Source organism: Ruegeria sp. YKSF131, from assembly GCF_059612645.1.
Genome location: NZ_JBXWQZ010000071.1, coordinates 1 through 20,610, shown reverse-complemented (window position 1 = coordinate 20,610; position 20,610 = coordinate 1). Strand labels below are relative to the sequence as shown.

17 protein-coding genes and 1 tRNA gene are annotated in these 20,610 nt (G+C 55.4%); 12 read left to right on the top strand and 6 right to left on the bottom strand.

Annotation, left to right across the window (positions count from 1 at the left end):
* Window positions 1-132 precede the first annotated feature (132 nt).
* Window positions 133-900, bottom strand: a complete 768-nt coding sequence (locus AC2FLZ_RS19095) for a helix-turn-helix transcriptional regulator (protein WP_348540160.1) — start codon at window positions 898-900, stop codon at window positions 133-135.
* A gap of 141 nt (window positions 901-1,041) precedes the next feature.
* Between AC2FLZ_RS19095 and AC2FLZ_RS19090 the strand changes: the two genes are divergently transcribed.
* The 5 genes from AC2FLZ_RS19090 to AC2FLZ_RS19070 are packed head-to-tail and all read left to right on the top strand — an operon-like array spanning window position 1,042 to window position 5,848.
* Window positions 1,042-2,154: an ABC transporter ATP-binding protein gene (locus AC2FLZ_RS19090; protein ID WP_496882610.1), complete on the top strand. Its 1,113-nt coding sequence runs from the start codon at window positions 1,042-1,044 to the stop codon at window positions 2,152-2,154.
* Between the two features lie 34 nt (window positions 2,155-2,188).
* Window positions 2,189-3,352 (top strand): ABC transporter substrate-binding protein, encoded by a 1,164-nt coding sequence (locus tag AC2FLZ_RS19085; RefSeq protein WP_480521116.1) that lies wholly within the window; start codon window positions 2,189-2,191, stop codon window positions 3,350-3,352.
* Between the two features lie 38 nt (window positions 3,353-3,390).
* Window positions 3,391-4,242, top strand: a complete 852-nt coding sequence (locus AC2FLZ_RS19080; RefSeq protein WP_480521118.1) for an ABC transporter permease — start codon at window positions 3,391-3,393, stop codon at window positions 4,240-4,242.
* A gap of 7 nt (window positions 4,243-4,249) precedes the next feature.
* Complete coding sequence (locus AC2FLZ_RS19075; protein WP_480521120.1) at window positions 4,250-5,071, top strand: ABC transporter permease; 822 nt, start codon at window positions 4,250-4,252, stop codon at window positions 5,069-5,071.
* An 18-nt stretch (window positions 5,072-5,089) separates the two neighbouring features.
* Window positions 5,090-5,848, top strand: a complete 759-nt coding sequence (locus AC2FLZ_RS19070) for an SDR family NAD(P)-dependent oxidoreductase (protein ID WP_480607194.1) — start codon at window positions 5,090-5,092, stop codon at window positions 5,846-5,848.
* A gap of 153 nt (window positions 5,849-6,001) precedes the next feature.
* On the opposite strand, the gene AC2FLZ_RS19065 is transcribed toward AC2FLZ_RS19070, so the two are convergent.
* Together AC2FLZ_RS19065 and AC2FLZ_RS19060 are read right to left on the bottom strand one after the other, a co-directional pair.
* Window positions 6,002-6,634 (bottom strand): tyrosine-type recombinase/integrase, encoded by a 633-nt coding sequence (locus AC2FLZ_RS19065; protein ID WP_170542186.1) that lies wholly within the window; start codon window positions 6,632-6,634, stop codon window positions 6,002-6,004.
* A 104-nt stretch (window positions 6,635-6,738) separates the two neighbouring features.
* Window positions 6,739-7,902, bottom strand: a complete 1,164-nt coding sequence (locus tag AC2FLZ_RS19060; protein WP_496882609.1) for a tyrosine-type recombinase/integrase — start codon at window positions 7,900-7,902, stop codon at window positions 6,739-6,741.
* A gap of 762 nt (window positions 7,903-8,664) precedes the next feature.
* On the opposite strand from AC2FLZ_RS19060, the gene AC2FLZ_RS19055 reads away from it, so the two are divergent.
* Window positions 8,665-8,750: transfer RNA gene (locus AC2FLZ_RS19055), tRNA-Leu, on the top strand.
* A 106-nt stretch (window positions 8,751-8,856) separates the two neighbouring features.
* Here the strand turns inward: AC2FLZ_RS19055 and AC2FLZ_RS19050 are convergent.
* Together AC2FLZ_RS19050 and AC2FLZ_RS19045 are read right to left on the bottom strand one after the other, a co-directional pair.
* On the bottom strand, window positions 8,857-9,354 hold the full coding sequence (locus tag AC2FLZ_RS19050) for a hypothetical protein (RefSeq protein WP_480473566.1): 498 nt from the start codon (window positions 9,352-9,354) through the stop codon (window positions 8,857-8,859).
* A complete protein-coding gene (locus AC2FLZ_RS19045) occupies window positions 9,347-9,937 on the bottom strand; it encodes a helix-turn-helix transcriptional regulator (protein WP_480555923.1) in 591 nt (196 codons plus the stop codon). Before AC2FLZ_RS19045 ends, AC2FLZ_RS19050 begins: the two co-directional genes overlap by 8 nt.
* Window positions 9,938-10,707: 770 nt before the next feature.
* On the opposite strand from AC2FLZ_RS19045, the gene AC2FLZ_RS19040 reads away from it, so the two are divergent.
* The 5 genes from AC2FLZ_RS19040 (at window position 10,708) to AC2FLZ_RS19020 (ending at window position 19,161) form a co-directional block, all read left to right on the top strand.
* Window positions 10,708-13,014, top strand: a complete 2,307-nt coding sequence (locus tag AC2FLZ_RS19040; RefSeq protein WP_496882608.1) for a hypothetical protein — start codon at window positions 10,708-10,710, stop codon at window positions 13,012-13,014.
* A 130-nt stretch (window positions 13,015-13,144) separates the two neighbouring features.
* The gene (locus tag AC2FLZ_RS19035; RefSeq protein WP_496882607.1) at window positions 13,145-15,085 is read left to right on the top strand and encodes a type I secretion protein; all 1,941 of its coding nucleotides are present in this window, start codon (window positions 13,145-13,147) and stop codon (window positions 15,083-15,085) included.
* 39 nt (window positions 15,086-15,124) lie between these two features.
* A complete protein-coding gene (locus tag AC2FLZ_RS19030; protein ID WP_480607206.1) occupies window positions 15,125-17,347 on the top strand; it encodes a type I secretion system permease/ATPase in 2,223 nt (740 codons plus the stop codon).
* A gap of 2 nt (window positions 17,348-17,349) precedes the next feature.
* Window positions 17,350-18,702: an HlyD family type I secretion periplasmic adaptor subunit gene (locus AC2FLZ_RS19025; protein WP_496882606.1), complete on the top strand. Its 1,353-nt coding sequence runs from the start codon at window positions 17,350-17,352 to the stop codon at window positions 18,700-18,702.
* A gap of 273 nt (window positions 18,703-18,975) precedes the next feature.
* A complete protein-coding gene (locus tag AC2FLZ_RS19020; protein ID WP_496716114.1) occupies window positions 18,976-19,161 on the top strand; it encodes a hypothetical protein in 186 nt (61 codons plus the stop codon).
* Here AC2FLZ_RS19020 and AC2FLZ_RS19015 read toward each other — a convergent pair whose 3' ends face one another.
* Entirely contained in the window at window positions 19,162-19,920 is a 759-nt protein-coding gene (locus tag AC2FLZ_RS19015; RefSeq protein ID WP_480521166.1) for an alpha/beta fold hydrolase, read from the bottom strand.
* A gap of 91 nt (window positions 19,921-20,011) precedes the next feature.
* Here AC2FLZ_RS19015 and AC2FLZ_RS19010 point away from each other — a divergent pair, with 91 nt between their 5' ends.
* On the top strand, window positions 20,012-20,386 hold the full coding sequence (locus AC2FLZ_RS19010; RefSeq protein WP_480521168.1) for a hypothetical protein: 375 nt from the start codon (window positions 20,012-20,014) through the stop codon (window positions 20,384-20,386).
* Window positions 20,387-20,610: the final 224 nt, after the last annotated feature.

Below are 20,610 nucleotides of genomic sequence, written 5' to 3'. Positions count from 1 at the left end.
CGCAAACTTGCAAAGCTCAGACCAATCTCGGCGTGAAGAGCCGAGCAGGAAGACTTCAGCCGCTATTTCCGCCGCGCTTACACATCGACTTTTTCAACAGCATCCGGACAAAGTGGGTGTTCAAGGAACCTTTTAAAGTGCCTTTTCAATGAACTTTGAAAAAAGCTCACCCTGCGAGTTGATCCTAAGTTTCGCGTAAATGTTGCGTCTGTGGATGCGGACTGTGCCTGGAGAGATGCCGAGAATTGTGCCGACAGCTTCTGCCGAATGGCCCTTCAACGTGAACTCAACGACTTCTCTTTCTCGTGGCGTCAGAACGCCATCGCCAAATGCCTGGAAAGCAAGATCGACGCGACGACTAACGCCATTTGCTGCGGCGCCGCGGGTCATCGTTGGAAAGTCACTCCAATGTTTGCAACAGGCTGCCCGAACGAGCGGCCATAGAGCGTGCAAATGACGAATTTCCTTGGCTGAAAAAGGCTTCACTGATCGCATGAGCGAGACCACAACCATCCCAGTGCTTGGGATATCGATAAAGTAGCCAATCTCCTCTGCTAACCCAGTCCTTTTGTAATAGCTGCGATAGTATTCGCCCTGATAGAACCTGTCCGGTGCGATATCGCGCATGCGGTACAGACCCGGTGTTATCGGTTTTGTCGCGGCCAAAAAAAATGGATCAAGTACGTAGGGCCCGGCTTGATAATCCTCAACAAAAATACGCCGTTTGCTTTTGGGGAAATCGTCGTGAAGATCTATTGGTGCTTCGGTTCCGACATGCCCAAACACTACAGTAAAATCGAATGGTGCGACCTGCCGCAAACCATCTGCCAAAGCACATGGAAATTCTGGGGTTCCGATCTTCTCCACGACCCTGCCGGCCTCTTCCATCCAATCGTACACACGCCGCTCCAGATTCTCGAAAAGAACCTCTATACTCTAATTGTGGTATATACAGTTATTCCGAGTTATTGTTACTTTTTTCTTGTTTGAGTGGTATGCCAATAAATGCCAAAAAATCAAGCAAAAGGAAAACGGCAGTATATGAGCTTTGACATGAGCGTCACCATGCAGACGATTGCGGAACTCCGAGGAGTGACCAAGACCTTCGGGAATGTGGTCGCTGCCAAAGACCTGAATCTTTCCATTGGGAAAGGAGAGTTCCTGTCATTCTTAGGCCCATCTGGTTGCGGCAAAACCACAGCACTAAGAATGCTGGCAGGTTTCGAGAAACCAACCGAAGGTCAGGTGTTGCTCGATGGCGAAGTCGTCAACGACTTGGATGCGCACCATCGCCCAGTCAACATGGTGTTTCAGCACTACGCTCTTTTTCCTCACCTGAGCGTGTTCGACAACATCGCGTACGGCCTGCGCCAACAACGACCACGCATAGACAAGCAAACAATCGCGACAAAGGTTAAGCAGGCGCTGGAAACTGTCCGTCTTGGTGGGTTTGGCCCACGTCGCATCTGGGAGATGTCTGGTGGTCAGCAGCAACGCGTCGCTTTGGCGCGTGCGATCGTAAACGAGCCCAAGCTTTTGCTGCTCGATGAACCAATGGCTGCTCTGGATCGAAAGCTTCGAAAAGAAATGCAGTTTGAACTGCAGAACCTGCAACGACAACTGGGAATAACTTTTGTCCTCGTCACGCACGATCAGGAAGAAGCGCTTTCAATGTCCGACCGAATTTGTGTGATGGAAGGTGGCAGAATTGTGCAGGTAGGCAGCCCACGCGAACTCTATGACATGCCCCGCAGCCGTTACGTGGCTGGATTTGTAGGCACCTCGAATTTCTTTGATGCAACTGTAACTGACGCAGTAGCCGACCAAATCACTGTGCGTTTAGCGAGTGGCCAAAAGGTGCACGGAACTCCGGAGATTCCAATAGATGCAGGACAGGAAGTATGCGTCAGTATCCGTCCTGAACAGATCACGCTGACCCGCGCGCTACCCACAGCTGAAATTGCTCTGCCAGTTACCATTCAAAATCGGATCTTCCTTGGGGAGCACACAGAATACCTTGCGCGCAACGAAGCACTGGGTGATTTCCACGTGCTTGTGCCAAGGCAAGCGGAATTGAACGAGGGGACGTTCAATGCAGGAGAGCAAGCCTTTGTCTCATGGGGCGAAGGCGCACTGCTGATCCTTGAAAAATAACAATTCCCGCAATCCAACAAAAGAGAGGTTCACGATGACCAATGATAACGGGACTATTTCCAAGCAAAAGTTCATGGAAGAGCTTCGCCGGTACCAAAAGGGTTCGGTCACCCGGCGACATTTTTTGGGCGTGACAGGTCTTGGGATGGCAACGGCCGTTCTGGGCACGGCCATGCCTGGGTTGCGTCCACGCCCGGCATTTGCTGCCGGAGACATTGGCGACCGAGTGATCCTCGCCACGTGGCCGAACTATCATGACGAGATGAACTTCGAAGCCTTCACGGAAGCCACCGGCGCCCATGTTCAGGTCAATGTTTTTGGCTCGAACGAAGAGATGTTGGCAAAGTTGCAGGCCGGAGGCTCTGGCTGGGACGTGTTCGTTCCAACCAATTACACGATCACTACGTATGTGGGCGAAGATCTGATCATCCCGCTCGATACGTCCAAACTGCCAAACTACGACGCAGGTTCATTCGAACAGCGCTTTTCCGATGCTGGTTCTGTCGATGGCCAGCTTTACGCGGTGCCGAAAAACTGGGGCACGACCGGCTTTGCAGTGAATACCAGCAAGCTTGATGGCGCTCCGACTCCAACCACATGGAAAGAGTTCTGGGACCTGACTATGGCGGGTTACTCAGGCCGAACAATGGTGCACGATTACCAACTCACCACTATCGGTAATGCCCTGAAGTATTTTGGCTATTCCTTCAACTCGGTCGATGAGAAGGAACTGGCCGATGCAGAGAAATTGTTGCTGGATGCTAAGCCGCATCTGTTTGCAATTTCGTCTGACTATCAGCCACCGATGCGCAACGGTGACGCCTGGATGACGATGTGCTGGACAGGTGACGGCAAGCAGATGAATGTCGACATGCCTGAAATCGCCTACGTTCTGGGAGCTGAGGGCGGTGAACTCTGGTCCGACTACTACGCTATTCCGAAGGGCGCGCCCCATTTGGATGCCGCCTATGCCTTGATCGACTTCCTACTGAACCCGGAAGTTAATGCGAAAGAAGTCCTCGCTCATGGCTATCCATCGGCTGATGCTCGCACCAATGCGTTGCTGCCGAAGGAATTGCTGGAAGATCCGATCCTTTATCCGGCAGCTGACCTTCTGAATGCGCTCGAGTTTGGCGCGGCGGCTACGCTAACCGATCCAAACCGTGCCGAGTTGCTCGCCCGCTTCAAGTCGGCCTAAGCGGTAAGGCCGCCAATATCGGAAAAGACGAGGACAATATGACCGAACGAGGCAGAAAAGCACTGTTGCTGGCACCGGCAGGAGTTTGGCTTTTGGTAATGCTTGCCCTTCCTCTGCTGGTCGTCTTCGTCTTTTCCTTTGGCGAACGGGGTGCCGCCGGAGGCTATGTTCCAGCGTTCACTTTGGAACAATATGCCAACCTTCCTGCGCGATGGACGGCGTTTAAGAACACTTTGATCCTTGCACCTCTGGGGACTATCGCTGCGTTGGTAATTGCCTATCCGCTCGCCTACTTTCTTGCGGTGCGTTGTTCACCAAAGTGGAGAACTTCGCTGTTGATCCTGGTAATCGTGCCGTTCTGGACATCGATCCTGATCCGGTCATACGCATGGATTTTCATCCTTGGGGGGCGTGGCTTGCCCGCTTTACTGGAGTCGATCGGCATCGATGATATCCGCCTGATAAATACGCCCTTCGCTGTGCTTGTCGGGATTGTCTATGGGTATCTACCTTTGATGGTTTTCCCGATTTTTGTAAGCTTGGACAAACTGGATAAACGCCTTCTGGAAGCATCGGCTGATCTCGGCTCTACCCCATGGCGTACGTTCCGTCAGGTGACACTTCCTCTGTCGGTACCTGGTATCGCAACAGGCTGCATGCTGGTCTTCATCTTGCTGATGGGCGAGTTTCTGATCCCAGCGATCTTGGGCGGCGGAAAGGTCTTTTTCGTCGGAAATGCGCTGGTGGACCTGTTCCTGCAGTCTCGAAACTGGGCGTACGGATCGGCGGTCGCAATGACGCTGGTTGTCGTAATGCTTGTCACTGTCTCAATTTACATGAAATTCATCTCGCGCCTGGGTGGCCAGCGCGAAGATGTCTCGCTGATGTGAGGGTCCGATGCGCTTATACGCGATTTGCGTCTACCTTTTTCTCTATATTCCAATCGGCATCATCGCGCTTTTCAGCTTCAATGCCGGACGACACGCAAGCCAGTTCATGGGGTTCTCGACCCAATGGTATGGCAAAGCGCTCAACAACCCATTTGTTATGGACGCGCTCGAGACCAGTCTGCTTGCGGCATTCATAACTGCTTGCCTCGCCTCCACACTCGGAACCATGGCGGCCATCGCTTTACAAGGGGTTAAGGGATGGCTCCGAACTTTGTTCGATGCGATGATTTATATTGCGATAATGATACCAGGTATCGTCATCGGTATCGCGACACTCATTGCCCTAGTCACCGTATTCGGCTGGCTAAACCCGCTTCTTGCGAGCCTATGGCCCGATGGAGCAAATCCCCCGCAACTTTCCATGGGGATGCCCACGCTTGTCGCCGCACACACCATGTTCACAATGGCGCTGGTCATAATCATCGTACGTGCAAGGCTATCGGGTATGGACCGTGCCCTCATGGAAGCTTCGGCTGACCTCTTTGCGACGCCTTGGGGCACCTTTCGGCAGGTGACGCTGCCGTTGATAGCACCGGCAATTTTGGCAGGCTTTCTGCTCAGCTTCACTTTCTCATTTGATGATTTCATCATCGCGTTCTTCGTAGCTGGCTCGGAGACAACCCTGCCAATCTACATATTCTCATCCATCCGGCGCGGCGTAACTCCCGAGATCAATGCCATCGGCGCTATGGTTATGGGCGCGTCGCTCTTGTTGCTCGTTGCAGCGCAACTGCTTTTGCGCCGAGGCGCCTCAAAATCGAATAGTTAAATAAAGGAGCCAAGTGAAATGCGGCTTGCAGGTAAAGTCGCGCTCGTGACGGGCGCGGGATCAGGAATTGGTCGGGCAGGTTCAATGGCAATGGCACAAGAGGGTGCGCATGTTGTGGTAACGGATCGCGATGCAACACTTGCTGAAGCCACTGTGGCCGCGATCGTTGCGCAGGGGAATCAAGCATCTGCCATACAGCTTGATGTGACCGATGACGATGCCCTTACCAAAGCCATAGACGAAGCAGTAAAAAACTTCGGTCGGCTTGACGTGTTGCACTCTCATGCTGGGTTGCAGATCGAAGGAACGCTGGAAGAAGTGGAACCAGATGGAATGGATGCTTCTTGGGCATTGAATGTCCGCGCTCACTTCATTGCCGCGCGCGCAGCCGTCCCCCATATGAAATCACAAGGTGGAGGCAGCGTGATCGTCACTGCTTCCAATTCAGGGGTTCAATACGACCGGGGTATGATCGCCTATGCGACTACAAAGCACGCAGCTGTTGCGATGGTCCGGCAGATGGCAGCCGACTACGCTGTCCACGCAATCCGTTTCAATGCCCTTTGTCCAGGATTTGTAGACACCCCCTTCAATGCAGGCTTCGAAAAGCAGATGGGTGGTCGCGCCAAACTGCAAGGCTACATCGAGCAGGCGATCCCTATGAGTCGATGGGCGACAGTTGAAGAGATTGGCCATGGGATCGTCTATTTAGCTTCAGATGAATCCGCTTTTATGACGGGGCAAGCCTTGGTTATCGATGGCGGTGAATGCATTTAGTGATGGGTTAGACCGCTCAAGAGAATGTCTATAGCCGCACTTCATTTTTTGCGAAAACATTTCAGTCCGCTTTGGGCTCTGAAGGGAATGTGAACCGGAGATTCGAATGTCTGCTTGGGAGTGGCGAGCGGACGATCCCGCCCGCCTAAATCGTTAAAGATCGATACGTTCGGCAATACTAAGCGCGTCTTCAAGCTCGACGCCAAGGTAACGCACTGTACTGTCCACTTTGCTGTGACCGAGCAGAAGTTGAACGGCACGTAGGTTTCCGGTCTTTCTGTATATCAAAGCCGCTTTGGTGCGCCTAAGCGAATGCGTGCCGTAGCTGGACGGATCGAGACCAATCGCTGACACCCATTCCCGGACAAGCCTAGCGTATTGCCGGGTCGAAAGATGCGGCAAAGCATGCATACGACTTGGAAACAGATACCGTTGTCCATGCATGTATTGAGAAGAGACCCATTGCGACACGACTTCACGTGTATTCTCCGTCACTTCAAATTGCACTGGCTTCGCAGTTTTACGTTGAACAACGGATACCCGATCGCGAACAGAATTGCCTACGGCGAGATCGTTAACCCTCAGGCGGACGAGATCGCACCCGCGCAACTTGCTATCGATGGCAAGATTGAACAATGCCAGGTCTCTCAGCTTGTTTGCAAGTTCGAGCCGAGCGCGAATGGCCCAGACTTGCTTTGGCTGCAATGGCCGCTTCTGTCCGACTAGTCTGCCTTTGTTCCAAGGCGGACGACGCGTTGTGACAACGGGAAGTAGAGATTTGGACATCTTAGATCTCCGTCCATTCCCTTCCGTCCCAAACATCGACACCGTGCCGACAGCTGCAGTCTAATTGCCGCTCGCGTGTCTTCAGCACAGGAAATTCTCAGGTTTCAGGAACTGCCACCGCTGATCTTCTTACCCATCACATCCGCTGCCTGCCGCAACGGGTCATCTGCGAGGTGCGCGTAGCGTTGCGTGGTAGACGGGTTCGTGTGTCCAAGCAATCGACCGACTATAGGCAGACTCAGACCGCTGGAAACGAGATGCGACGCATGCGTATGCCGATTGTCGTGGATACGGTAGTCTTGAAGACCTGCTGATGTGGTGACCGAGCTCCAAAATTTCTTCAGATCTTTGTACGGTTGGTCCGGAGAGCGTCCCGGAAACAACCAACGACTTTCAGGAGATGCCCCTGCTTTCATTGCCGCAAGCAAATCACAGGTTGCTGACGAAATCGGCAGGTGCTCTCGTCGCTTTTGCTTTGTGTGGTGCGACGGCTTTGTCCATACCGCGCGGTCCAAATCGAAGTCTTCCCATTTTGCCTTCAGCACTTCGCCGATCCGTGCGCCTGTTAGGAGCTGCAGGCGAATAGCGTTCGCTGCAACCTGATTTGGATGCTCTGACAGAGCTACCAAAAGTCTTTGCAGCTCATCGTCTGACAGCCAGCGGTCCCGCTTTTCCTCGGGGAATTTTTCTATGCCGCGTGCCGGATTGTCAGAACGCTGACCCCAGCGCACAGACAGTTCAAAAATTTTCGACATGAGCGCCAGAGTGCGATTGGCTTGATACGGCGTATCGCGCAGTTGGTTGTGAAGCTTCTGAACATGCTGATGCGTCACTTCGATGACTTTTAGCTCCCCAAGCTTGGGGAGAATGTGTCTGTCCAGCATCGACCGATCGTTCCGAACACTACCGGGGCGTTTCTTTGGCTCCGCGTGTTCGGTCATGTATTGCGCGGCAAGTGAGTTCACCGTTGGTGAGTGCCTGAGCGTTTGAGCGTCCGCGACAGGATCTCCGCCACGGACCACGTCAGCAAGAAGCGCGCGTGCCATTTCGCGGGCGGCGCCCAAAGACAAGGTCGGCCCATATCGCCCAAGTGTCTTGCGTATCGACCGACCGGTTTGTTTGTTGCGATATTGAACTAAGAAGCTTTTGACGCCGGTCGTTTTCACGCGGAGTCCAAAACCCGGCAAACCGTCGTCCCAATAGATCGTGTCCCGGTTTGTTGCTAAAAGGCGATCGACACTTGATTTTGTTAATCTGACGTTGGGCATATTGGTCTCCGACGGAGTGGGTAAGCGCAAGGTAAGCAAAGTGCGGAGAGTTGGGAAGGGTCTTATAGAAACTTCAACACGCAAAAACTACTGCTATTTAAAGAAATATACTGCCCAATCGAATTGGCTATTATGCTATCGAAAATAGGATGATAAGATTTGTAATCAGTAGGTCCCCAGTTCGAGTCCGTGTGGGGGCACCACAAATCATTGAAATTTATAACGTCCCGATCTGACACTGAGGCTTTACCTGCCTCCGTCCGAGTTGGGCGGAACCGTCCTTTACCGTTGTTCCCCGGAGTAGCCATGTATATGGGCATTTCAATCGGGAAATAGGGGAACTTAGTTCTAACTCGCTGGACAGTAACAAAAAACAAGTCCGAAACAGGGTTGGGACATGAAAGTGGCTCTGGTACAGAAATGAGAGACTCAGGTTTTGGGTAATCAGATTCATACAATATGGTAATGTCGGGAGCTATGTACGCTTGCGCCGCGACAAATTTTGTTCCCCGATAGAACGGGAAAAGGATTGGTATTGAAAACACGTTCCCCGGAAGGGGCACCGTCAGTCGATCCGATGCATCGGACCTGGGGATGTGTCGGACCACGCCAAAGCCTGAGGATGTGATCGGGGTGCCGTTGCGCGCAGGTGACTTCCTTCGGGGCTGCCCGCTAATTTTCCTGATCTGGCAGGTCAAAGCACATTGTTATCATCTCGTTGTGCTTGTAAGGACGTTGCACTGTCCGAAAGGGCCGCGCCATGCGGGCGTGATGGAATGGTAGACATATCAGACTTAAAATCTGAAGGGCGTATGCCCGTGTGGGTTCGAGTCCCACCGCCCGCACCAGGCACTTTCGAAAGGAACATTCCGCTGCCCGGGTTGCGCGCCTTCGGGACCGAAAATGCTGTGAAGCGCAGCCTACGTCGTCATGGCGTCATATTCATGACCAGGACTATACCGGATACCCCAATTCCCGGATCAGCCTCCAGATGTCCTTGTTCGCGGCTGACAACTGATTGACGACTGTCTCGATTTCGCGAAGCGCATCATCATCTACCGTGTCCGAGCGCCCCAGTCTGATATCGGTCTTACGGTCAGAAATCCGCATCAGAATTGTTTTCGGGTTTCCGCTTTCCTGATCGAATGAATAGATGCAGTGGTTATACTTGTTTCGAATGCCTGAAAGCTTGCTGAGCCGTTGCGTGCGTTCGAGGATCGGGTCACGAACCTGCGCGGGTCTTCCCTCCATCTTGGCAAGCCGTTCGACCAGATCAATACGCGCGCGGGTTGTGTTCAGGGTCAGGAAAATAATGACGGCCACGTCTTTCGACGTTCCGGAAAGGCCCGCGATCAGGTGGATCAGCAGGCTTTCGGTGTTGGTCCACATATAGTTCAGCCTGCCAACCAGAAGGATCAGGCGATCGAACCGGGCTTCGAACGTGTCAGTCAAGGGCGGATTGCTGCGCCTCGTGCGGCGCAACCTCGTAATAGAAATGCGCGGCAGCGGTGCGGTTGCTGACACCGATCTTACCAACCACGTTGTGCATATGCAACTTGACCGTATGTTCCGTAATTCCCAGCTTGGCCGCAATCAACTTGTTGCTTTTGCCTTGCGAGACAAGTTGCAGGACCTGCTTTTCGCGACGCGTCAGCTTCAGGTACCGCGACTGCTGGTCGACACCATTGGGGGCACTTGTCACTGGTCGGTTCGGGACGTCCCGAGTGTGCTGGCCTGGAAAGGCGACGCAATCGGCAAGGAAACTGGGCAGGTACAATTCTTCATGCATCAGCAGCCTGAGGATGGCACGCCAAGCATCGGGCGCCACATTCATCGGCAGAAATCCAACTTCGCCGAACTGCGCGCGATCCCAGGATTCAAACATATGCCGGGCTGATTCTTCTTTGCGATAGGCAAAGGCAAGACAGCCGGATCCGGTACTTTTGGTATAGGCCATTGGGCGCGCCAGCAGGTCTTCTAGCATCATCTGATCAACAACAACGATCTTGCTGCAACCGGGCGCTTGGCTGCTCATGGCTTCGAGGGTTTCAAACCGCCGGGCGCGAACTCCGAATTCAGTTTGAACGCTTCTTAGGGTCTGATTGGAGTAGAATAATTCTTTTCCAATAAAGACAACCGAAAAATCTTCTGAATAAAGATCCTGATTGGCAGTTTCATCTATCAATGACGCACTCATCACATTCCCTCGCAAACAGGGTCAACCAAAAATTGCTTATTTGAATTCTGGTGGTCTGAAATAGTTAACTAATCAAATAGGTAATTAAATATTATTATACTCGAAAGCATGGTTTTCCACAACCGGGAGGAGTGTTTCCATAGCCCGTACCATAGAACTTTCGGTTAGGTTTCCGCTTGGATTTTTGTGCAACCAGCGGAAACAATTGAATTATTTTGTTGCGACTTTTTATGGGTAGGTCATGCGGGGCAGGTGTACGCAGATTTAGGCGCGTTCTAAAAGAAAGTAATAAAAACAATGATGTAACTACCTCAAAACTTTCGACTAGCTAGGCGTGGGCGTGCGTCGCTGCGAACATGGCTGGGCTTCAATTGTCGAAGCGCCTGTCCCTGTCGCGCCGGTCATTGCGTATTTTAGCAAGCTTCATGAACCGCCGCGCTTTCGGCTTAGCCGGGAAAGGAGGTGGCCATTTAGAAACTTCCACTGACCGCATTCAGCGCGTTTTTGCGCTGCGCGGGTATTTTTTTGTTTCAACCTCGCCTGATGCCGCTTTTTAGATGAATGGCGGTCTGGCGTTCCAAAAATAGGAATTTGTCATGAGACGTAATGTGAATAATACAAACGTAACGACCGTCGACGAAATTAATGTCGAGAACCTGGAAGCTCCGGTTAATGTCGAAATCCCGATTGATGAGGCGTTTGTCGAAGCTGACCTGACTGCACAACAGCAGCAGCAGGACCAGACTGTCGAAAACTCCAACGATCAGGGTCAGGACCAAAATCAAGGCCAGGATCAGGGTCAGGAACAAGGCCAGGACCAAGGTCAAGATCAGGGCCAGGATCAGGATCAAGGTCAGGATCAGGACCAGACGCTCAATGCCGGAGATAACACCAACGACAATTCGAACAGCAATGCGATCAATATCGACTTTGGTGGCGGAGAGTGGATTCCGCGTGATGACGATCAGGTTGATCTGGACTTCGGAGATAACGCGTCGGTTGGCGACGTAATAACTGCAGGCCGTGATCTGAACTATGATCCTGGCGATGACATGAATGTCGATATCTCAATGGATGGTGCGGGAACCGCGATGGCGGCCGTCAACAGTCAGGTGGCCAGCCTGAGCGATGACGACACGCTGGAATCGGCGTCAGTTTCGAACAATTCCGGTTTCTATCAGAATGGTAGCGCCTATGGCGGTACCGCCAACGCTGAAGAAGGTATCGGCGTCAAGTCCAGCGGTGGAGATTCGGGCGACGGTGGTACCAGCTATGGTGGTTCGGCAGACTCGACCACGCTGGGCAGCCATGCGTTTGGTGCCGGTGGCGATACCGGCAGCGCCGACGCGGATTCGAGTGGCGGCGCAGGCGGTGATACCGGTGACGCAAATAACGCCAGCATTGGTGTCGGCCTGTCCGGCGCAGGGGCTGACGGTGACAGCACTGGCGGCGACGGCGGCGACGCTGACAGTTCGTCTTCTGCTGCCAACGACGGCAGCTCAAGCGTTGACGGTGACGGAACCGGTGGTAACGGCGGAAGCGCAGATTCGTTTGGTCTGGGACTGGGCCTTGGTCTGTCTGGCTCGAATGCCTCGGGTAGCGCCGATGGCGGCGACAGCGATTCCGACTCGAGCGGCACAGGCTTTGGTCTGGCCGGCAATGACGTAGACGCCGAAGGATCAGACGGCGGTGACGGCAGCGCTTCGACGGACGGTTCGTCGTCGAATTCCAGTGACAGCTCTACCGAAGCCAATGATGCGACCGCGGGCAGCAACGCTGCAGAGGGCAGCGCTGACAGTGGCGCGGACAGCTCGGCCGACGGCACTGGCGGACCTGGTACCGGCGGTGAAGGCACGGGCGGCGAAGGAACCGGTGGTGAAGGATCCGGTGGCGACGGCACGGGCGGTGACGGAACCGGCGGTGACGGCGAAGGCGGATTTGCTGCGATGGTCGAAGCTGCAATCATGGCCCTGCAGGAAGAGCTTGGCATGATTGATGCCGAAGCGGGCGAAGGTGGTGATGGAACTGGCGGTGACGGAACCGGTGGCGACGGTTCGGGCGGCGATGGCTCTGGTGGCGATGGCTCAGGCGGTGACGGTTCGGGCGGCGATGGTTCCGGTGGAACCGCTGACGCGGATTCAGATGCGCAGGGTGTTGGCGACCAGTCCGCAAGCGGCCCCGACATCAACCAAAGCCCAGGTGACGTGAACGGTGCGTCCAGCAATTCGCAGAACACGGATGGCAGCGGTGGTAATGGCGGATCCAATTCGGCCAACGGCACAGCGGACGCAGCGGGTTCTGGTACGTCTGCTGCAGACGGTGACGGCGGAGCAGGCGGCACAACGACGCCCACATCCACGTCTTCGGGCAACGGTGCCGGATCTGCCGATGCAGCCAATACCGCCGGTGATGGCGGAGCGGCGGATGTATTCGGTGATGCCGATACAAACGGAGCCGCCGACAGCCTTGCTGAAGCAATCGCCGGATACGGTGGTTCGGGCATGTCCGATAACGATGCCACATCGACCGGGTCGGGCGATGCGACCGGTGCGGCCAGCTCGGGTGCCGGTGGTGCCGGCGGCGCGTCCGCCGCAAATGGCGGAGCCAGCGGATACTCGACCGGTACAGCCATGTCCGGTGACACCATGGGTGGAACCATCACGGGCGGCAGCGCGGCCGGTGCCTATTCAGGTGACGGTGGCGCAGGTGGCAACGGTGGCAGCTGGGGCTCGAACAACGGTGGCGATGGCATCGTGAGCGGTGAGTCCTATGCCTCGGCAGCGGCTGTTGTCGACACCTCGGCCTTTAACCAGTCGATCGTCATGGGGGCCAACGTGCTTGGCAACTCGGTCGATACGACCATGGTCGGTGGCTCGATGACCTCGTCCTACGCAAGCGACGACAACGACGCATAAGTCATAAGGCGAGGCCCGCATTATCGGGCCTCGCTATTTTCGAAAATGCCGGGGCCGCGTGCAGTGGCCCCGGCCCAACTGAACCCAAAGCGGAAATTCTGGCCGGTGCGGGTGAAAAAGGATGACCGACATGGCCCTTGACGCAATTACGGAAACGATAGCGCATTTTGTTGGAACATTTGAACTTACGATCGAACAGGCCCGGCTGCGGGACCAGTATGACGAATTCACCGCCCTGAGGCGAAAAGCAGAAATTGACGGGCTGGACGATCCTGCTGCGATCCACATCAGGGCCGATCTTGATGTCCCGGTGGGCGAATACAAACTCCTCCCATACAATTTTGCCCCACCTCAACCTAACCTGCCGCTACCAGACGCGCCGAAGGGGCCTGTACATGAATCGGTGATTATCCTTGGGGGAGATGGGCCGGTTTCCGAGCGTTTTGTCCCGGACGACACGATTGGACCGTCATCCGTTCCTACACTTGTCATTCTGCAGCCGGAAAACGTGCCGTTGGGGTCGGCGGTAAGTTACACCATGCAAAAGGTTTTCCTGCGTGACAACGATACGGTGGGCGAGGGTGAATTTCGCGACACGGATGCGCTGATCGCGAAAGGTGAGCAGATTCTGGACATGGCGTCGTCACTTCATGCCGTAGCAAGCCCGTCATTTTCACTCGCGGATTACCAGTCAATCGAGATGGTCGAGGCACTGGCCGAACAGATGTTGAACCCGATGAACGGGGATGTGGATGGCGTCACCGTGTATCAGTTCCATGGCGATGATGCCTTGGGTGTGATCGTCAATGGCGAGCACATGGCCGAAGCACCCGAATGGACCGACCTGTTGCCCGCTTTCCATCAGCCGGATGAGGCGACTGGCGATGAAGCGGAAACGCCGTGGCCTGCCGAATGGGATCAGTCCAATGATCCCGATTTTGACGACGGGCATCTGGTGGTGACCGGTGGCAATCTGGCGATCAATGCAGTGTCTGCGACAATTGGTTGGGTGGATGCTCCGTACATTGTTGTAGGCGGGCAGGCCATCAATCTGACGGTCATCAGTCAGGTCGCGCTTGTTTTCGATTGGGACGTGGGCGCCATGAATGCCGGAAGCGGTACCAACCTGGTTCAGTCTTCGGTGATCGAAGTCGAAGGCAAAGAGGCCGCCTGGCTGGACGATGCCGACGGAACAGGCGGCCAGCCCGCATACGTTGTTGTGGACTGGATTCACGGCGATCTGGTGGTCGCGAATTTCATCAACCAGAGTATTGATGCCACCGATATCGATCACATTCAGACCGAAATTTCAGCCACATCCACGCTTTACGTGCTGGGCGACAACGAAATGTACAATGTCGCCGACATTGTGCAGTTGGGCAGCTATTACGATCTCATCATGATCGGCGGAAACATGATTTCAGTCGATGTGCTGATTCAGTCCATGGCCCTTATGGATGACGATATCATCAGCGGTGGAGTGCCCGCGTCGATAATGGACGGTGATGAAAACCTGCTCATGAACGACGCGTCGGTCAAAACGATCGGCAAGGACATTCACCAGGATATGCAACAGAATATGGCGGACGCGCTGGCCATACAGGAAATGGACATGGAGGCGTTGGAAGACGCGCTTCTGAATGATCCGATGTTCGCCGGGATGGAACAGTTGCGCGTCCTCAAGATCGACGGCGATCTTATGCAGGTGAACATCGTCAACCAGGTCACGATGATGCTGGATCAGGATGACATTGACCTGTCGGGCCCGAATGCTGCCGGGGCCGAAGTTGTCGCGGGCAGCAATGCCATGCTGAACACTGCCCATCTGACCAAGATGGGTGTGGACTCGACAGTCATGGCAGCTGACGGGTCGTACTCCGATCTGTTGCTGCATCAGGCCAGCCTGATCGACATGCCGGACAACGACGAGATTACCGCGATGACCAATGAGGCAATTGCCGCCATCATGGGTGACATGACCGTCGCGCAACCGGATGCGGCCCTGGCACTGAATACCCCAGCTGTTGATGCAACTACACCTGACGACGGCCTGCAAACCATGCTGGCCTGATCCCCCCAAGATTTTACCGAGTGACCAAAAGGTTTCTACATGTCGTTTGTTTTTTCGTCGCACCGCCATCCTTTATCCAGCCCGCTGGACAGGCAAGGCGGGTTGGGTCTGAAGCGTCAGGATCCCGAATCAGGGGCAGATCCTGCAAAACGGGCCACAGGTGCCAAAACCCGACTGCATCTGACGCAGGAGTTCCGAGTGCCTGAACCAGATCAAAACCGGCCGGTTGAAAACGATGCGTTGAAACAGGCCAAAGACCAGAAACACTCATGTGAACTACCGCGCGCTGAACCTCCCCATCGGTGTGCGGCGCCGCAGCCCGTGCAAGACAAGGACATTGCGGGCGGTGGTGACGGGGTGGCTGATGCTGACGGCCCGGATCATGCAACCGCAGACGAAACGACAGCGCGCAAGACCCCCTCTGCGCGCGCGTCCGGCGCGGATCACATGGGCGCAACGATCGAGGCCAAAGCAAACCAGCCACTGTTGCGGGCAAAAGCCGGCGGCGGTGACGGGAACGGGCCACCCCAAACCTTTCACAAGCGCACCCCGCCCGAGGATTTCCAGCGCACATTGCGGGATTCGATCCGGGCGATCCGGCGTAACCTGGCATTTGTTCTGGTGCTGACCTGCGCCACCAATATTCTGATCCTGTCGATCCCGATCTACCTGTTTCAGATCAGTGACAGGGTTCTGACCAGCCGATCCTTGGATACGCTGATCATGTTGACGGCGATCGTTGCCGGGGCCGTGATTTTTCAGTCTGCTTTTGATGCGGTGCGGCGGTTTACGCTGATGCGAACCGGCGTCGAGGTTGCCGTTCGTTTGGGTGCACCGGTGCTTAGTGCTGCTGCGCACGCGTCGTTGCATGGAAACGGGCGCGAATATCAGACGCTCGGCGATTTGCAGCAGCTGCGCGGTTTTCTGGTCTCGGGAACTTTGATTTCGTTTCTGGACGTGCCATTCGCGCCCCTGTTCATTCTGATGATCTTTCTCGTGCACCCGCAACTGGGCATGATCGTCGTGGTGACGGCGCTGATCCTGATGACGATTGCGCTGGTCAACCAGAAAATGACAGCCAAACCCTTTGCCGAGGCAAACAGGGCGCAATCCATGGCAAACCTGCATCTGGATTCCATGTCGCGCAACAGCCAGATTATCAACGCCTTGGCCATGATCCCCGAAGCAGTGCGAATCTGGGGGCGGGACACCGCCCAATCCCTGACCTGGCAGGTACGCGCGCAGGATCGAAACGTGATCTTCGCGGCGATTTCACGCGCAGTTCGCCTGCTGACACAGATTGGCATTCTCGGATGGGGCGCATTTCTGGCACTGCAGGGAGAGATTACCGGCGGCATGGTGATTGCGGCCTCGATCATTGCCGGGCGCGCCTTTGCGCCCATCGAAGGTTCGATTGAAGGGTGGAACAGTTACCTTCTGACGCGCGCGGCCTATGGGCGGATCAAGGCGCTGCTGTCAACCTCGGCTCTGCAACACGAGAAATTGCGCCTGCCGCGACCCGAAGGCCGGTTGGATGTAGAGCGGTTGCTTTATGTCCCCGGCGGAACCAAACGTGTGGTTCTGAACGGGATTACCTTCTCACTCACCCCCGGCGAAACACTGGCGATTATCGGCAATTCCGGTGCGGGCAAAACCACTTTGGGCAAAACCCTTGTCGGGTCCGTTCTGCCCACGTCGGGAAGTGTGCGGCTGGACCTGATGGATATCCGCAACTGGGACCCGCGCCAATTCGGTGAAAGCATTGGTTATCTGCCACAGGATGTGCAGTTGTTCCCCGGAACCATCAAGGACAATATCGGCAGGATGCGGGCCGATGCCACAGACGAACAGATCCACGACGCCGCTGTTCTGGCTGATGTACACAACATGATCGCAACCCTGCCGCAGGGGTATGAGACCGTGGTGGCCGCTGATGGATCGCCTTTATCGGGCGGACAGAAACAACGCATTGCGCTGGCGCGGGCGTTTTTTGGAAACCCGCGAATGGTGGTATTGGACGAGCCGAACTCGAACCTTGACGTCGCCGGGGACAAAGCCTTGGGGCGCGCCATTGAACAGGCGCGTGAAAGCAAGATCACCGTGGTCGTCATTACGCAGAAACCGACGCTGCTGAACGTGGTCGACAAGATCATGTTGCTGACCGATGGGCGCGTCGCATTGTTTGGGCAGCGGGAGCAGGTTCTTCAGCAGATCAACGGGCCGCGCAAACGGACTGGAATTGAAGGGCAACAGGGGGGCTGACCATGAATGACCTCGTACCCGTAAGGCACTCTGCCGGTGAACCAGACGTCTGGTATGCGGAAGTTCCGCGCTCGATCAACCGTTTTATTGTCATCGGTACTATTATGCTGGTCGTCTGTTTCGGCGGTTTTGGCGTATGGTCTTTCAGCGCCCCGCTGGCGGCGGCGGTCATTGCGCAGGGCAGTTTTGTCGCCACTGGACGCAACAAGATCGTCCAGCACCTTGAGGGCGGGATCATCGAAGACATCAAGGTTGTTGAGGGGCAATCGGTTCAGGCAGGTCAGGTGCTGATGACGCTGGATCAGACCTCGGCCCAGGCCAATGAGCGCGAGCTGTTCATCCGCAAACTGCGCTTGCAGGCGATGACCGAGCGGTTGCTGGCGGAATATGGGGAACGGGATCGTCTGGTCTTTACACCAGATCTGGTCGAGGCCTCCAAAGACGTGGAAGTCATGGCCATTCTCGACGGTCAAATGCTCAGCTTTGATGTGTCGCGCAAGACCTTGCTGAATGATGTGGCGCTATTGGAACGCAACATGGAAGCGTTGAAGATTCGGGCAAGTGGCTTTGTGGCTCAATTGGACAGCATGGCCACACGTGCCGAAATCTTGCAGGAGGAATACGAGTCCAAGAATCAGCTTTTCCAGAAAGGGCTGGTTCGAAAGGGCGAATTGAACACGATCCGGCGTGTGCAGGCCGAAGCCGAGGGACAGCAGGCCCGGTTGCGGGCGGAGGCCGCTGAAATCAATCAGATGCTTTTAAAGTACCAGGAACAGATTACACGCACCCGATCCGCCTATCGCGAGGCAGCACTGGATGAATTGGGCGTGGTCGAGGCCGATCTGGAAAGCGTGCGCGAAAAATCCCGTCAGGCCCGCAATGTTCTGGACCGGGCCGTGGTGCGGGCCCCTGTGACCGGGACAGTGGTTCGCCTGCATTATCATACGCCAGGTGGCGTAATCGAAACGGGCGAACCCATTGCCGAAATCCTGCCTGCCGACGCGCCGTTGATTATTGAGGCGCAAATCCCGCGCACCGAGATTGACAGTGTGGTAACCGGGCAGACCGCCTCTGTCCGCCTGATCGCGCTCAATCAGCGCACAACGCCGGTTCTGTACGGAGAAGTTTTTTATGTTTCAGCCGACGCACTGCTTGAAGAGGCAGCTGGCGTTCCAAAAGAGGTGTATCTGGCGCGCATCTCACTTACCCCGGACGAACTACATCGGGTGAGCGGCTTTGTTCCGACCCCCGGCATGCCTGCGGAAATTATGATCCAAACCGAAGAACGAACTTTTGCAGCTTATATCGCCAAACCTGTGTCGGACAGCATGTCGCGCGCGTTTCGCGAGCAATAACCTTGGCTCCTCAGTCCGTTGGTTGATCTACCTCAAGTCGCGTGCTAATCCTTTTGGGAAAAGCGTAAAGGGGAGCGTGTGTACCTTTGACGGCACAAGACTTGGGTTTTCACGCGCTCCACATCCTTGGCGGGCCGGCGGATCGGGGTCAACGGTAGTTACGAAGTCACAGGTTCATGAAGCGTCAGGTTTCCGCATCTGATGCAAATCAATGCAAAACACATTCGAATCGAGACATGTTTGGCCGGAAGTCATCATAAGGAACACCCGGCCATGTTTCGCCTTGCCACCATGCTATATTCACTGATCGCCACTGCCATTTCAGGTTCTGCCGTAATCGCCGTGCTTTCTGCTGGATTGGTCTCTGTCAGCGCAATTGTCGGCGCAGCAGTTGCCGGGGCTGTGATCGCTGCTCCGGTGTCTTGGATTGTGGCCCGGCGGTTGTACAGGGGCGCCTGATCAGGCGTTCAGGAATGTCCGGACTGCCGCTTCGAACTCACGTGGTTTTTCGGCGTGCAGCCAATGCCCGGCTCCGGGTATTTTGGCAAAACGCGCGCCGGAAAACAGAGAGCGGATTGCAGGGCGGTGTTCCGGCAGGACATAATCCGATGCCGCGCCCGACAGAAACAGGGCGGGGCCATCCCATGTGGCGTCCAACTTGGGGAAGCCCATGATCTTTGGCATCTCAGCTGCCAGAACATCCAGATTAAGCAGCCATCGTTTTCCCTTGATATCCAGCGATTGGGTGAAAAAGCTTTGCAACGCTTTCTCAACACCTTGTTCGGCCAGTTGCATCTCCGCGTCCGACCGGCGGGCGATGCGCGAAAAATCAACAGCCCGCATGGCGTCGATGAACTGGATTTGGCTGTGCGAGTATTGAACCGGCGCAATGTCGGCGACCACCAGCTTGTTCACCAACCCATTGTGCCGCAGAGCCAGCGTCATAGCAGCCTTTCCACCCATGGAATGCCCAAGAACATCCGCCACGCCGCCGATCTGTTCTATGACTTCGGCGATATCCTGTGCCAGATGGGGATAATCATGGCTCGGGTCCCACATGCTGTAGGCATGGTTGCGCATGTCCACCGCCACAACCTGCCGTTCGTCTGAAAGCCTTTTGGCAATGACGCCCCAGTTCCGAGCAGATCCGTAAAGGCCGTGTGCTATGACCAGCGGGGGGCGGGCGGTGGGTTCGCCATGTACAATCGTGTTCAGCATAGCTTGCGTGATACAAGCGCCTACAGCGGATCACCAGCCCCATTGTAGGTCTTTGTGGCGCAGGCTAGATTGCTGCGGCAGGAGAGAGCCCATGCCGCAGGACACAGACATTCAGACCCGGATCGCTGAGACAGTGGCGTTGCTGCGTGCCAAGCTTGGCGTGCGTGACAAGACGCTAGAGGCATCCATTCGAAAGGCAAAACGACGTCTGCCGCGCCGGGTGTACCGGCAGGCCATGGTGCTTGCCCGGTCCGAGGCGATGGCATCGCACCCAAAGATGCGGTTGATTCTGGATACCCCAAAGCTCGTCAGGGCGTCGGATGTGGTGCAGGACCATCTGGGAAGCATCAATCTTGCGGATCGCAGGTGGGGCTGGTTCCTTGGATTGCTGGGGGGGCTGGCTTTCAACCTGTTGGCTCTGACAGCGCTGCTGCTTGTCTTTCTGTGGTGGCGCGATTTGATCTGACCTTTAGAAGGCAGCCAAGCTGACGCTTGACCTGATCTTCTTTTGTCGGAGCGGTCGCTCAAACAACAAAAAACGGCGCCTCAAGAGCGCCGTTTTCTTTACTTTTTAAACGTTTACAGGTTCGGGTAGATGGGGAAGCGGTTGCAGAGATCTGCGACCTGGGCGCGGACGCGGGCTTCGACTTCGGAGTTGCCGTCTTCGCCGTTGGCTGCCAGGCCGTCGAC

Coding starts and splice junctions, on each gene's coding strand:
- AC2FLZ_RS19090 (WP_496882610.1), top strand. CDS start 1,042: ATGAGCTTTGACATGAGCGTCACCATGCAGACGATTGCGGAACTCCGA.
- AC2FLZ_RS19085 (WP_480521116.1), top strand. CDS start 2,189: ATGACCAATGATAACGGGACTATTTCCAAGCAAAAGTTCATGGAAGAG.
- AC2FLZ_RS19080 (WP_480521118.1), top strand. CDS start 3,391: ATGACCGAACGAGGCAGAAAAGCACTGTTGCTGGCACCGGCAGGAGTT.
- AC2FLZ_RS19075 (WP_480521120.1), top strand. CDS start 4,250: ATGCGCTTATACGCGATTTGCGTCTACCTTTTTCTCTATATTCCAATC.
- AC2FLZ_RS19070 (WP_480607194.1), top strand. CDS start 5,090: ATGCGGCTTGCAGGTAAAGTCGCGCTCGTGACGGGCGCGGGATCAGGA.
- AC2FLZ_RS19065 (WP_170542186.1), bottom strand. CDS start 6,634: ATGTCCAAATCTCTACTTCCCGTTGTCACAACGCGTCGTCCGCCTTGG.
- AC2FLZ_RS19060 (WP_496882609.1), bottom strand. CDS start 7,902: ATGCCCAACGTCAGATTAACAAAATCAAGTGTCGATCGCCTTTTAGCA.
- AC2FLZ_RS19045 (WP_480555923.1), bottom strand. CDS start 9,937: ATGAGCAGCCAAGCGCCCGGTTGCAGCAAGATCGTTGTTGTTGATCAG.
- AC2FLZ_RS19035 (WP_496882607.1), top strand. CDS start 13,145: ATGGCCCTTGACGCAATTACGGAAACGATAGCGCATTTTGTTGGAACA.
- AC2FLZ_RS19030 (WP_480607206.1), top strand. CDS start 15,125: ATGTCGTTTGTTTTTTCGTCGCACCGCCATCCTTTATCCAGCCCGCTG.
- AC2FLZ_RS19025 (WP_496882606.1), top strand. CDS start 17,350: ATGAATGACCTCGTACCCGTAAGGCACTCTGCCGGTGAACCAGACGTC.
- AC2FLZ_RS19020 (WP_496716114.1), top strand. CDS start 18,976: ATGTTTCGCCTTGCCACCATGCTATATTCACTGATCGCCACTGCCATT.
- AC2FLZ_RS19015 (WP_480521166.1), bottom strand. CDS start 19,920: ATGCTGAACACGATTGTACATGGCGAACCCACCGCCCGCCCCCCGCTG.
- AC2FLZ_RS19010 (WP_480521168.1), top strand. CDS start 20,012: ATGCCGCAGGACACAGACATTCAGACCCGGATCGCTGAGACAGTGGCG.